This is a genomic window from Tumebacillus sp. BK434, assembly GCF_004340785.1.
GTDB lineage: Bacteria > Bacillota > Bacilli > Tumebacillales > Tumebacillaceae > Tumebacillus_A.
The window spans coordinates 145,441-158,648 of the sequence record NZ_SLXS01000002.1 but is presented as its reverse complement, the minus strand read 5'-3'; the positions used below and the strand labels follow the sequence as shown (position 1 = coordinate 158,648).

Sequence of the window (13,208 nt, the reverse complement as noted above, 5' to 3'; positions counted from 1 at the left end):
AGCCACAGCATCCCGCTGTGGCTTTTCTCGATTCTGCCCCTTACAGCTCCTCTTGCAACCTCTGCACCAGCTTCTCCAGCAGCACGTCGATCTCGGCTGCCGTCGCATCATAGACGCTCTGCGGGCCGCCGTACGGGTCGGCGATGTCGTAGCTGGGCAGTTTGCCCATCAGGTCGACCATCTGCTGGCTCTCCGCTTTGACGGACGCTTCGAGGCGCGCCTGCAGCTGTTCGAGGTCGCCGGCTGCGCTGGCATCTCCCGCTTGGTAGCGGGCTTGCAGCGCTTCCACTTCGTCGGCGTGGTCTTGCAAAAACTGGCCTTGCTTCAGTTGCGCCGCTTCCTGCACCTGCGCCATCGCATCGAGGATCGCCAGGTTCGCCGGGTCGTCATCGACGAACTCTTTCAAGGTGAACGTCTTGTCCAGCGCATCGAAATGCTTCTCTACGATCGCCCGCTTGTGCGATTCGCCCATGGTCAGGATCAGGTCGGCCCAGTTGACCAGCTCACGATCGAGCAGGGACGCCATGTGGCCGGCGCCGTCCATCCCCTTCGCGTTCAGCACATGCGCCGCCCCTTGCGACGCCGGTGCGCCCGGCATCGCGGCGACGCCTGCCGAACGCACTTCCACCCGGTCGCCGAGACCGGCCGTATCCAGGCGGCGGCGCATGAGCGGTTCTGCCATCGCGCTGCGGCAGGTGTTCCCGGTGCATACAAACAACAGTTTCATCCGAATCCTCCTCATTCCGTTCGCTTGCTCCCTCTCAGTATAGCCGCCAGTCCCTCACCCGTGCAAATGCAGGTGCCCGGCGATCAGGAGCAGAGCCGCCCCAAGGATCGTGCCGCCCGCCGTGATCAGCTTCGACGAATGCCACGCTTCCGGCCACAAGTCCCGTGCCACCACATAGCCCATCGCGCCCGCCGCAAAGCCCATCGACATCGAGATCAGCTGCGGTGACACCTCAAACAGCAAGATCCCGACCAGCGTCCCCAGCGGCGTGAAGAAAGCGGCCAGCGTGATGATCCCCAGAATCTTCTTCCCCGGGATCCCCGCCATGCGCAGCGGTACGGCGATCGACATCCCCTCCGGCAGGTTGTGCAGCCCGATCGCCAGCGCGAGCAGCATGCCGAGCTCCGGATGCAGCATGTCACCCGCGCCGATCGCCAAGCCTTCCGGAATGTCGTGCAAGGCGGTCACCACCGCGATGAACCAGCCGAGCCGCAGATAGTGAAACGACGCCCCTTTCGCCAAAGGCGACCTGCGCAGCACCGCCGTCACGCAGCGGCGCATCACCATCATGAACAACCAGCCTGCGGTCACCCCGTACAAGACCGCGTTCGCGCCCCCGCCCGCATAGGACGCCGGAATCAGGTCGGCGCAGACCACCGCCAGCATGATGCCCGCCGCCAGCGCCAGAAAAAAGGCCAGCCCGTGCCGCGTCAGCTTGCCGATGCGCAGCACCAACAGACCGCCCAGCGTCGTTGCCAAGCCCGACAGTAAACTCACCAGCAAGATTTGCGCCACAAAGCCACCCTCCTCACAGCAGGAATTTCACGCCAAACGCCACCAGCACCGCCCCGCCGATCGCTTCGCCGTACTCCCCGAACAGATGCGAGGCACGGCTGCCGATCGACAGTCCCGTCGCCGCCATCATCGCGCCGCAGATGCCAAACAAGGCCACGGCGACCCCCACATTGGCCCCGAGCGTCCCCAGCGAGAAGCCGACCGACAGCGAGTCGATGCTGACCGACAGCGCAAACAGGATCAGACCGAGGCCGGTCGTCCGCGACCCGCCGCGCAGTCCGGCATCCTCGTCATCCCCTTTTAGCGAATTCCACACCATATGTACACCTAGCCCAATCAACAGCAGGGCGCCGATCCATTTGGTCATCTCGCCCACCGCTTGCGCCAGGTACAGGCCGGCCGCCATCCCGATCAAAGGCATCAGCACATGGAATAATCCGATCGTCAGCGAGATCTTCGAAATCTCCCGGGAGTTCAGCCGCAGCATGCCCATGCCAAGCCCCAGGGAGAACGCATCCATGCCAAGGGCCAGCGCCATCAGCAATAGCGTCATGAACTCTCCCCACTGTATACTGGTCATCAAAACGACTGTCCCTCCCCCCGGTTGTCCGTCCCTCTCATGTGTATGCAACCTGTCCCCCGTTCTGAACCACATGCGGAGCAGCCAAATCGGACAAGGCAAAAAGCCCCGGCTTTTCCAAGCCGGAGCTTTCTGCACACTCTCTGCGATTACCAGAACATGCCGCCGAACGGACGGCCAAACCCGAACGGACGTCCGAACCCCACCGGACCGCCGAACCCCACCGGACCACCGAACCCGAACGGACGGCCAAATCCGAACGGACGGCCAAATCCCAACCCGGCGCCTAAGCCGACGCCCGCTCCGACACCGAGGCCAACCCCGAGGCCCGCTCCGCCAAAACCGCCAATGCCGCCATACGGATAAAAACCTCCACCGAAGAAGACATGCTCGACATCGAGGCCCTTGCGGTCCTTTTTCGGCAACTCTCTCAAAGTGACACCTTTCGCGCTTACCTTCTCGACGATGCCCACCTTCGGGCCGTCTTTCGTATAAAGAGTGACCGCTTTGCCAATCAGTTTTTCAAACTGCTTTTGCATTCCTGCTTCCACCTCCGAAAGAATCATCCTTGCTGATGTTTGTACTCCATCGTATGTAGACCGGAGCGAAGAGGTGTGGACAAGTGCCCTTTGCCAAGAAAAATCCATAAAAAAAAGACCTGAGCCTGATCGATCAAGCTCCGGTCTTTCCGGTTATACAGCGCTCAGCACGCGCAGCGAATCGCGGTTCCAGCGGCGCACGCCAACCACCCGGTCGGCGCCCAAGGCGCGGTAGGAGCGCATGAAGCTTTGATTTTGCGCGACGACGACGACTTTGCCAATTCCGGCCAGCTTCAGCGCCTGAACGATCAGCGCGCTTTCCAGCCACGGCCCTTCGAAGACGACCGCCGTGTCAAACGAACATGCCCGCAGTCTGTCTACGACATCCTGCTTGTGCGGGCCGACCTTGATCACGGGTGCCTCCACTTTCTGCTCGCGCAAAAATTGGGACGTTTGTGCGCAAAAATCCAAAAAAGCGCAGTCCAGCCCCAAGGTGTGCAGCGTTTGAACGAACGGCACGGCCGACTCGTCCATGGTGACGATCAGACAACGGTTCACACGTTTCACCCTCTTCTCGCATCGGCTTACGAAGTTAGCTGTCGGGTTCGGGTGGCAAGAGAGATCATGTTCACCCTTTCTGCCCCTGCAGGCAGAATTCACCCCATGTTGATTGGGTCCTCCGCTTCCGGATCAAGCCGGAACTCAGCCATGGATCATGCAATTGTCTCTTCTCATTATACATGATCCACTGAGAAAAGATGAAGCGGAGACGAGCCCATCTTTCAGGCTCCTCTCCGCCATTTTCAGACATTAGGCACGGATAACTCGATGGCTCGCCGCTTTGCGCAAACGGTTCATCACCGCCAGCCCCACGCCCGTCTCCGGAAACACTTCCGCGTAGATCACATCGGCCCCGGCGTGGTCGAACTGCCGGATCGCCTCATACAGTCCGGCCGCCACGGTGGATAGATCGCTGCGCTTGCCGCAGGGAATCACCACGTCGGCCCGGTACTGCCCGGCGCGCTCGGCTGTCGTCAGCACGCCGACGCGGCGCCCTGCCGCCTGCGCGTCTGCCGTCAGCGCGGCGATCTTGGCAGCATCCTGCTCGCCTTCGACCAGCCACATCTCGCCTTGAGGCGCATAATGCGTGTATTTCACTCCGGGCGACTTCGGCGTGCCGACCCCGCTCGCCAAGGCCGGGTCGATGCCGACCTCGCCGATCACGTCCTGCAGCATCTCGCGAGTCACGCCGCCCGGACGCAGGATCATCGGCCGGTCCCCGGTAAAATCGAGCACGGTCGACTCGACGCCCACACCTGCCGCCCCGCCGTCGACCACGCCGGCGATGCGCCCGCTGAGGTCTTCCAGCACATGCTCCGCCGTCGTCGGGCTCGGGCGGCCGGAGCGGTTCGCGCTCGGCGCGGCCAGCGGCACACCGGCCGCGTCGATCAGCTGCAGCGCCGTCACATGGTCGGGCATCCGAATGCCCACCGTGCGCAGCCCTGCCGTCACGTTGCGCGGCACGCCGTCCACACAGGGCAGCACGATCGTCAGCGGCCCCGGCCAAAAATGCTCCATGCACAGGGCCGCCCCTTCCGGCACCGCCTGCGCCAATTTGTCCACATCCTGCCGGTGCGCAATGTGGACAATCAGCGGGTTGTCGGAAGGCCGCCCTTTCGCTTTAAAAATCTTATCCACAGCCGCGGCATCGAACGCATTGGCGCCCAGCCCGTAGACCGTCTCCGTCGGAAAGCCGACCACTTCGCCGTCTTGCAGCAAGGCGGCCGCTTCCGCAATCTCCTGCTCGGTTGTTCCAAATCGTTTTGTCTCCATCTGCTACCGTCCCTGTTCGTATGGATTGTGTCCTTAGTATAGCAAAAGAACAGGGAAAAATATGAATCATTTTGTCGAAAAAAAGAAGAACATAGGTTCCTATTTATTCACACTATCCACATGCGGGTGTGGATAACTTGTGGATGTATACGTTTTCACCAAGCAGACCGCCGCCTGATTTTTATACGCCAGGAAGTGTGGGCTCTGGGCTACCGCTTCCGGCAGCTGCTCCCTGTGGATTGTGGAAAACCCGATGTGGATAAACAGGGGGGCCGCTGTGGATTGTGTGAGTAAGTACAGCTGCCGAATCTCGGTCGTCTCCACATAAGCCACAAACAGCCGGATCAGCTCCGCGCCGAGGTCGGCGGTGTTCGCCCCTTTTTTGATCACCAGCGAGCGCATCACCCCGTATTGGCCGTCGATGATCTCCAGTCCCACCGTGCCGACGGCCGACCTCTGCCCCCCGTCCACCGCCTCGACCAGCAAAAAGCCGTCCACCTGCTCTTCCACGCCCTGCGCGCTGACTCCCGCTCCGAGCAGCAGCCCTTGGATCGTCTCCCGATCGCTCTGCTCCGCTTTGCGTATCACGATGTTCATCCTTCGCACGTCCTCTCCGCAATTGGTTACTCTATCTCTATGAGCGAAGATGTTCGAATATGCTAGAGTATGCACAAAAAAACCCACACCCCGGAGTCACATGCTCTCAGGATGCGGGCTTGTTTCACACACTATGCACAGAGGGGATGCTGTGTGATTCGCTTGCCGAAAATTAGGCGAAGAAACCGCCGATGCTGTCAGTGAGGCCGTCCCACCAGGAGGCGATCTTGTCGAACAAGGCGGAGCGGACTTCCACTTCCTGCTCGCCGCCGGCCGCGTCTTTCACCGCGACGGTCGTGATCGCAGCCGTCTCCATGTCTTTCGCCTTGACTGCGTCGCCATTGCTCATGTCCACAAAGCACAGCGGCGGGAACAGCACGCACCACCAGTTTTGGCCTTTCGCCTCCCCAACTTGGATGCGCAGCGCTTCGTACTCGCCGGCCGGGTAGACTTCGGTGCCGTACATCTTGGTCGGGAACGGCACGAGGCCAAAGTCGGTCGCCACCGGGTAGGAGTAACCTTGCTCTTCGATCACGCGCTTGGCGATCTCGTTCATCTCCGGCACGGCCGCACGGATCTGTTCCCGCGCAGCTTCGGCCGTCTTCAGCCCTTCCACTTCCACCGCGATCGCTGCGATGATCTCGTCGCGAATGTCGCGCTTCAGCTGCTGGTCTTCCGCCGAGTCGCTGTTGGCGATGATGCGCAGGCGGATCGCGTCGCCCGGGATCGACTGCCCGGTCTGCACCTGCTCTTGCATCATCTCGTCGTCGATCACCACGTTTGCCGCGACCGGTCCGAGGTCTTGCGCTTCGGTCGGGCCAACGCCAATCCCGATCATCGCCGCCGCGAGCAGCAGCGCGATCGCCGCCCGTTTGTTCACTTTCTCGACCGCTTCCCGCACCATCGCCAACTCTTGTCTCATCGCTTGCATCCCCCTCGTAACTGGTCATCTCTTATGCTACGAGTATGGACGCGAGATTGCGAGTTTAAACCTAGCAGCAGAAAAATTCTAGCAAAAAAATGCTAGACTAGCGTTTCCGCCTGCTCGCCGTGCGGGTGATGCCATAGGCGATGCCGTAGCAAACGACCGCGCCGCCCCAGCCGATCAGCGGCGCGTGCTCTACATAGTCGCGCCCGAAGGTGATAAACAAGGCGAACAAGAAGCCCAAGAAAATAAACAACAGCATCCATTTCTTATCTGCAGCCATCTGCGTCACTCTCCCCGTCTGCCCCAGATCACGCGCCCGATGCCTTGCCAGTCCGGCACGATGCCCGTCTCACCTGATTCCCCGGCGGGCAGCGCCGCGCGAATCATCGCTTCCACGTCGCGGTCTTGATGAATCCCCACTTCATACGCCACAAAAGCCGGCCCGTCGTCCGGCCATAGCTTTGGCAGCGCCCCGCAGATCACGCGGTACGGATACAGCCCGTCCGCGCCGCCGTCGAGCGCAAGGCGCGGTTCATGATCGCGCACTTCCACGTCGAGCTGTTCACAGTCGGCCGTCGGGATGTATGGCGGGTTGGAGACGACGATCTGCGGCCGCAGCCCGCGTGCAGCCAGCGGCTGCACCAGATCCCCTTGCAAAAATTCCACCCGGTCGGCCACGCCCAGCCGCTCGGCATTGCGCCGTGCCATCTGCAGCGCTGCCGGGGAGATATCCACAGCGAACACTTGCGCTGCCGGCCATTCCAGCGCCAAGGTCAAGGCGATCGCCCCACTCCCCGTCCCGATATCGACAATGACAGGCGCGTCAAACGCGCCTTGCTCCTGCAGCACGCGCTCGATCAGCAGTTCCGTCTCCGGGCGCGGGATCAGCACATCCCCCGACACGTAAAAGGGACGTCCGTAAAACTCCTGCTCGCCGGTCAGATGCTGCAGCGGCACCCCGGCGCCGCGCCGGGCCAGCAGACGGTCGAACGCTTCCCGCTCCGCCTGCGGAAACGGCTCCTGAAACCGCACCAGCATCCTGGTGCGGTCGATGCGGAGCACATGCTGCAGCAGCAGCTCCGCGTTGAACTGCGGCGCGCGCACCCCTTTTTCTTCAAAGAAACGGGAAGCCCGCAACAGGGCTTCCCGAATCGTTTCCATCGTCCCGTGAGACATTATTCTTCCTCGTTTTGCGCTTTCAGCGCGTCGGTGCGCTCGACTTGGATCAAAGTGTTGATGATCTCGTCGAGGTCGCCGGCGAGGATGTAGTCCAGCTTGTGCAGCGTCAGGCCGATGCGGTGGTCGGTGACGCGCGATTGCGGGAAGTTGTAGGTGCGGATCCGCTCGGAGCGGTCGCCGGTACCGACTGCCGATTTGCGGGCAGAAGCGGCCGCTTCCTGCTGTTTCTTCAGCTCGATCTCGAACAGGCGGGCACGCAGGACTTTCATCGCGCGCTCTTTGTTTTTGATCTGCGACTTTTCATCCTGGCAGGAGACGGACACGCCGGTCGGCACGTGGGTGATGCGGACGGCCGACTGGGTGGTGTTGACCGACTGGCCGCCTGGGCCGGACGAGCAGAAGGTGTCGACGCGCAGGTCTTTGTCGTGAATTTCCACTTCCACGTCTTCCGCTTCCGGCAGGACGGCAACGGTCGCCGTCGAGGTGTGGATGCGGCCGCCGGAGTCGGTGGTCGGCACGCGCTGCACGCGGTGCGCGCCCGATTCGAACTTCAGCTTGGAATAGGCGCCCTTGCCGATGATCTGGAACACGACTTCGCGGAAGCCGCCCAGTTCGGTGTAGCTCGCCTCCACCGTCTCGGTCTTCCAGCCTTGACGCTCCGCATAGGCGGTGTACATCTTGAACAGATCGCCGGCAAACAGGGCCGCTTCGTCGCCGCCTGCCGCGCCGCGGATCTCGACGATAACGTTTTTCTCATCGAGCGGGTCTTTCGGCAGCAGCAGGATCGTCATGCGCGCCTGCAGATCTTCTTCACGCTCGGACAGCTCGTCGATCTCCATCTTGACGAGGTCGCGCATTTCGTCGTCGAGCTTCTCGCCGAGCATGCTCTTCGCGTCGGCCAGGCCCTGCACGACCTCTTTGTATTCACGGAAGACGTTGACCGTCTCTTCCAGGTCGGACTGCTCTTTGCCGTAGTCGCGCAGCTTCTTCGGGTCGCTGGCGATCTCCGGGTCGCAGAGCAGGTCACTCAGTTTGTTATATCGGTCTTCAAGCGCTTGTAAGCGGTCGATCATCGTTTTCACCTCTACTGGAATCTGACGCCGGAATCACGCATTTGACCGAGAGGATCGCCACTTCGATCATCTCGTCATGCGGTTCGCGGGTCGTTACTTTTTGCAAGAGCAAGCCTGGCGATACCAGCCAGGTCACAAATCTATTCGTCGTGCCGCCCGAATAACGGATCAGTTCGTATGCCAGCCCGGCCACGACCGGCAGCAGCAGGAGGCGGAACAGCGCCATCTCCCACAGGCTGAGCCAGGTGCCGGACAGAAACGAAAACAGCACGATCGAGATCAGCATCACAAACAGCAGAAAGCTCGTGCCGCAGCGCTTGTGGATCAGCGTGTGCCGGCGGACATTCTCCACCGTCAATTCCTCGCCCGCCTCATAGCAGTTGATCGTCTTGTGTTCCGCACCGTGGTACATGAACACGCGCCGGATGTCGCTCATCCGCGAGATCAGCCAGACATAGAGGAAAAACACGCCAAGGCGCAGTCCGCCTTCCACCGCGGCAAACAGAGCGCCGGCGCCTTCGCCGGTCAGCCATTTCGCCCCGTACAGCGGCAACAGCAAAAACAGTGCAACAGCGAGCAGGACGGACACCAGAAGCGACAAGGTGACCTCCCACTGCGACAGCTCTTCATCCTCGTCTTCCGCTCCGGACAGAGCGGCCGATCGATTTAACGCTTTGTATCCTGTCAGCAGGGAATCGTACAGCACCGCCGTGCCGCGCACGACCGGCAGCGCCAGCAATCGGGAGCGCTTGGTAAGAGGCGAGCGCGTTTCCTCTTCCACATGGATCGTATGGTCGGACTTGCGCACGGCGATCGCCACTTTGTCCCCGCCGCGCATCAGCACGCCTTCGAGCAGCGCCTGACCCCCGATGTACAATTGCGGTTCCATTCCGACCGCCTCCCTGCAATTCGGGTATCGTATAACATTCTAAGTATAATAGAGAACTTTAGTTCCGTCAAAATGGGAACTCCTCATAAAAGAACCAAAATGTGCAAATGGTATGGGGAAGAATTCCCTTTTTGGAAGGAGGGAACCCCGATGATGAAACTGTTTCGCCAACTGCTCAAGAAAGCGCACCGCAAGCCTTCATACGATGATTCTGCTCCGCAATCGAACAATCTGCCCCAAGGCAAGCTCGGCTCCTACGCGGAGAACGTCAAGCAGATCAGGGAGATCTTCCAAGAGGCGATCGACGTCAAAATGCGCGACCTGCCGCCGGGGATGATCACCGATTCGGAAGTGTTTGTCGTCTATATCGAACCCCTGATCACACTGGACATGGTCGAAGCGGCCTACGGGTCCATCGCCGCTCTCACCCAAAAGCAGCCCGATCTGAGCGCCGATCAAGTCTCCGGCGCGATGGACATCAAAATCCTTGAGCATCTCGAGGATGCCACCAAATACATCTTATTCGGCTGGACCGTCTTTTTCATCAAAAAAACGAGCTCCGCATATGCGGTCAACACCTACCAGCCGCCCGTGCGCAACATCGACCGCTCGGAGACGGAAAGCGTCATCTTAGGTCCTCAGGAATCGTTTAACGAATCCCTCCAGATCTCGCTGTCGATCCTGCGCCGCCGCATCCGCACGCCCGATCTGAAAGTCAAATTCGTCACCGTCGGCAAATTCACCAAGTCGACGGCGGCGATCGTCTACATCAACAGCATCGCCCAGCAGGAATACATCGACTCGGTCGAGGAGCGCCTGCAGGCGGTCGAGATCGACGGCATCTCCGACGCGGGCGATCTCGTGCAATTGATCGATGACAATCCCTATTCGCCGTTTCCGCAGTTTCACATGACGGAGCGGCCGGAGCGGATCAGCTCGCACCTTCTGGAGGGAAAAGTGGCGATCCTCATCGACGGCTCGCCGTTCGTGCTGTCCGGGCCCGCATCATTTATCGAGTTTTTCCAAACCGGCGAAGACTACTCCAACCGCTGGGTGTCCGCCTCGGTGATCCGCACCTTGCGCATCGTCGGCGTCGTGATCTCGATCTCGCTGTCCGCCTTGTATGTCGCCGTCGTCACCTATCACTATCAGATGATTCCAAGCGACATGCTCGTATCCTTGACCGAGTCGCGGGCGCGCGTGCCGTTTCCGCCGCTCTATGAGACCTTGCTGATGGAAGTCACGATCGAACTTTTGCGCGAGGCGGGCGCGCGCCTGCCGACCAAGGTCGGGCAGACGATCGGTATCGTTGGCGGTATCGTCTTGGGCCAAGCGGCCGTTTCGGCCGGCTTTGCGTCTAACATCCTGATCATCTCGGTCGCGCTGTCGACGATCGCCTCGTTTATCACGCCATCGTACATCATGTCCGGCGCCCTGCGCGCCCTGCGCTTTTTCCTGATCATGTTCGCCGGATTCTGGGGGCTGTACGGCCTGTTTATCGGGCTGTTGCTGATCATGATCCACTTCCTGCATCTGACATCGCTTGGCGCGCCGTATCTGTCGCCGTTTGCGCCGATGCGGATCAGCGACTGGAAGGACACCTTTATCCGCGCCCCGCTGCCGTTTATGAAGTTTCGGCCGACGAACACCCGGCCGCGCGAAACGCAGCGCCAGCCGTTTAAGCAAGAAACATCACAGCGCGCCACGCCGACCGAAGCGGCAGTCGACAGCAACGAAGGGGGGGAACAGCCTTGAAGCAGAAGCAGCGGAAGCAACTGAATCAGCAGAAGAATCACACTTTCTTCTCCCTGCGCTCGCTGGACTTTTCGCAAACGATTCTGTTTGTGCAGACCTGTCAGGTCGGCGCCGGACTGTTCAACCTGCCCCGGCTGGTCTCCGAAAAAGCGGGTCACAGCGGGTGGATCGCCATTTTGATCGCCGGCATGATCATACAGGTGGCGGTGATCTTCATCGTCAAGCTCCTGCACCGCTTTGGCAACCTCGATGTCTATCAGATCATGAACAAGCTGTTTGGCCGATGGCTCGGCAGCACGCTCGGCGCTGTGTTTGCCCTGTACTTCGTATTTGTGGCGGCTGTCGTCACGCGCAGCTACATCGAAGTGGTGCAGCAGTGGCTGTTTCCGACCACCTCGACCTTGATGTTCTACATTCTGCTGATCATGCCGACCGTCTACTGCGCGCTGGGCGGCGCGCGGGTGCTCGGTCAGTTTGCGGTCGTCACTTTTTTCGGGACGATCTGGATGATGGCGCTGCTGGTCGTGCCGATCCAAGACCTCCAGACCGACTATTACCGGCCCCTGTTCCATGTGAAGCTGATCTCGCTGCTCCAAGCGACTTGGGAAGTTGGCATCTCCGCGGTCGGCTTCGAGCTGCTGCTGGTGATCTACCCCTTTTTGCAATACAAAAAAAAGGCGCTGCTCGCTTCTTCGATCGGCACCTGGATGACCACAGCCATATACCTGATCGTCGTGCTGATCGCGATCGGCTTTTATTCACAGGAGCAGATCAAATCGATGCTTTCGCCGACTCTGCACCTGTTCAAGATCGTCATGCTGCCGATCATCGAGCGCATCGAGCACATCGGGATCGTCACCTGGTCTTTTCTGATCGTCAACACGGCCGCCTCCTACATCTGGGCGGCCAGTCGCTATCTGGCCCACTTTAACAAATGGAGACCGACCACCTGCGTGCTGGTCTTGGCTCCGATTGTTTATGGGATCGGCATCTACCCGAGAAACTTGATGGATTTGACGACGATGCAGGAGCTGGCCGGGATGATCGGCGCTCTGGTGTCGGTCGGGCTGCCTCCGCTCTTGCTGCTCATCGCCCTGATCTTCCACAAGAAGGCGGACGAGCAGCCGCCCTCCGATACGCCGAAGCAGGAGGTGCAGGCTTCATGAAGCGCTCACGGCAACTGCTGCTCGCCCTGCTCGCCGCCGCCGTGCTGGTCACCGGCTGCGCGCGGCAGAACGTGCTGGAAGACCTCGGACTGATCCTCGTCGTCGGCTATGACGTCGACAAAAGCGGCATGCTCAAGATGACCGTCGCCATGCCGGAAGTCTCCGAGGAGGCCACAGAGAAAGTGCAGATCATCACTTCGAAAGGCGACCTGTCCAAAGAGGCGCGCAGCAACATCTCGATGTCGACCGACCGCCAAGTGGTCTCCGGCCAGCTGCGCACGGCGATCTTTTCGGAAACGCTGGCCCGGCAAGGCGTCTTGCGGGTGCTCGACACGCTGCAGCGCGACGTGAACATCACCTCTTCGCTGATCCTCTGCATCTCCGACGGCACAACGCAGGAGCTCATCAATGGCAGTTATCGAGACCGCCCGCAGATCGGCAAATACATCTTTGAACTGCTGCGTAAGGAAGCGAAAAACTACACCGTTCCCCGCACGACGCTGCACGATTTTATACGTCAGTATCACAGTTACGGCGCCGACCCGATCGTTCCTTATGTGAAGAAGCTGGGCGGCAACGTGTCGGCGGCCGGCACCGCGCTGTTTCGCGATGACAAATTTGTCGGCTCGCTGTCGCCGGAGGAGACCAAAATGCTTTTGCTGCTGCGCGGTTCGGGCGAAGGAGGGGATATCAAACAGGCGCTGCGCACCGGCAAGAACAACAAGGTCACGGAGCAGATCATGCTGACGTTCGTCCGCGCCGATCACCGCTACAAAGTCTCGATGAAAGACGGCAACCCCGTGGTGGTGTTCGAGGTCGAGGTCGCCGGGCAGGTCGTCGAATACACCGGCCCCAAGCCGCTCTCCGAACCGGCCCAGTTGAAAAAAGTGGAGCGGGCGATCGAACGGGGGCTGACCGTGCGCATGAAAAATTTGCTGGATGATCTGCAAAACAAATACCATAGCGACCCGATCGGCATCGGTGAACACATCCGCGCCAATGCGCTGTATCCGAAATGGAGCCGCAAGATCTGGCGCGAAAGCTATAGCAAAGCGGACGTCCGAGTCAACTTCAAGCTGAACATCATCCGCACCGGGATCATCAAATAAAAAGCGGAGCCGGCAGCTCGGCCGGACTCCGCTTGCAG

General features: G+C 60.4%; 15 protein-coding genes and 1 riboswitch. Of the genes, 3 read left to right on the top strand and 12 right to left on the bottom strand.

The window, feature by feature from the left end; all coding sequences use genetic code 11:
• Window positions 1–40: 40 nt before the first annotated feature.
• The 12 genes from EV586_RS05215 to EV586_RS05160 form a co-directional block, all read right to left on the bottom strand.
• Window positions 41–727: a low molecular weight protein arginine phosphatase gene (locus EV586_RS05215; protein ID WP_165898307.1), complete on the bottom strand. Its 687-nt coding sequence runs from the start codon at window positions 725–727 to the stop codon at window positions 41–43.
• 54 nt (window positions 728–781) lie between these two features.
• Complete coding sequence (locus EV586_RS05210; RefSeq protein WP_132944023.1) at window positions 782–1,522, bottom strand: ZIP family metal transporter; 741 nt, start codon at window positions 1,520–1,522, stop codon at window positions 782–784.
• A 13-nt stretch (window positions 1,523–1,535) separates the two neighbouring features.
• Entirely contained in the window at window positions 1,536–2,102 is a 567-nt protein-coding gene (locus tag EV586_RS05205; RefSeq protein WP_132944022.1) for a manganese efflux pump MntP, read from the bottom strand.
• Between the two features lie 149 nt (window positions 2,103–2,251).
• Window positions 2,252–2,641, bottom strand: a complete 390-nt coding sequence (locus EV586_RS05200; RefSeq protein WP_132944021.1) for a hypothetical protein — start codon at window positions 2,639–2,641, stop codon at window positions 2,252–2,254.
• Window positions 2,642–2,794: 153 nt separating this feature from the next.
• Window positions 2,795–3,199, bottom strand: coding sequence for a hypothetical protein (locus tag EV586_RS05195; RefSeq protein ID WP_132944020.1), 405 nt, complete (start codon window positions 3,197–3,199; stop codon window positions 2,795–2,797).
• A gap of 8 nt (window positions 3,200–3,207) precedes the next feature.
• Window positions 3,208–3,359, bottom strand: a riboswitch (cyclic di-AMP (ydaO/yuaA leader).
• 92 nt (window positions 3,360–3,451) lie between these two features.
• Window positions 3,452–4,474, bottom strand: a complete 1,023-nt coding sequence (locus tag EV586_RS05190) for an L-threonylcarbamoyladenylate synthase (RefSeq protein ID WP_132944019.1) — start codon at window positions 4,472–4,474, stop codon at window positions 3,452–3,454.
• A gap of 99 nt (window positions 4,475–4,573) precedes the next feature.
• Window positions 4,574–5,071, bottom strand: a complete 498-nt coding sequence (locus EV586_RS05185; RefSeq protein WP_132944018.1) for a GNAT family N-acetyltransferase — start codon at window positions 5,069–5,071, stop codon at window positions 4,574–4,576.
• Between the two features lie 172 nt (window positions 5,072–5,243).
• On the bottom strand, window positions 5,244–5,831 hold the full coding sequence (gene spoIIR / locus EV586_RS05180; RefSeq protein WP_132944580.1) for a stage II sporulation protein R: 588 nt from the start codon (window positions 5,829–5,831) through the stop codon (window positions 5,244–5,246).
• Between the two features lie 268 nt (window positions 5,832–6,099).
• Window positions 6,100–6,279, bottom strand: a complete 180-nt coding sequence (locus EV586_RS05175; RefSeq protein WP_132944017.1) for a hypothetical protein — start codon at window positions 6,277–6,279, stop codon at window positions 6,100–6,102.
• A gap of 5 nt (window positions 6,280–6,284) precedes the next feature.
• On the bottom strand, window positions 6,285–7,175 hold the full coding sequence (gene prmC / locus EV586_RS05170; RefSeq protein WP_132944016.1) for a peptide chain release factor N(5)-glutamine methyltransferase: 891 nt from the start codon (window positions 7,173–7,175) through the stop codon (window positions 6,285–6,287).
• Window positions 7,175–8,251, bottom strand: a complete 1,077-nt coding sequence (gene prfA / locus EV586_RS05165) for a peptide chain release factor 1 (protein WP_132944015.1) — start codon at window positions 8,249–8,251, stop codon at window positions 7,175–7,177. Before prfA ends, prmC begins: the two co-directional genes overlap by 1 nt.
• On the bottom strand, window positions 8,226–9,140 hold the full coding sequence (locus EV586_RS05160) for a DUF1385 domain-containing protein (protein ID WP_132944014.1): 915 nt from the start codon (window positions 9,138–9,140) through the stop codon (window positions 8,226–8,228). The genes prfA and EV586_RS05160 overlap by 26 nt, the downstream gene beginning before the upstream one ends.
• A 150-nt stretch (window positions 9,141–9,290) precedes the next feature.
• Between EV586_RS05160 and EV586_RS05155 the strand changes: the two genes are divergently transcribed.
• Genes EV586_RS05155 through EV586_RS05145 form a run of 3 tightly spaced genes read left to right on the top strand, consistent with a single transcriptional unit; the run spans window position 9,291 to window position 13,170 of the window.
• A complete protein-coding gene (locus EV586_RS05155; RefSeq protein ID WP_165898305.1) occupies window positions 9,291–10,895 on the top strand; it encodes a spore germination protein in 1,605 nt (534 codons plus the stop codon).
• Entirely contained in the window at window positions 10,892–12,061 is a 1,170-nt protein-coding gene (locus EV586_RS05150; RefSeq protein ID WP_165898304.1) for a GerAB/ArcD/ProY family transporter, read from the top strand. Before EV586_RS05155 ends, EV586_RS05150 begins: the two co-directional genes overlap by 4 nt.
• Window positions 12,058–13,170 (top strand): Ger(x)C family spore germination protein, encoded by a 1,113-nt coding sequence (locus tag EV586_RS05145; protein ID WP_132944011.1) that lies wholly within the window; start codon window positions 12,058–12,060, stop codon window positions 13,168–13,170. The genes EV586_RS05150 and EV586_RS05145 overlap by 4 nt, the downstream gene beginning before the upstream one ends.
• Window positions 13,171–13,208 lie beyond the last annotated feature (38 nt).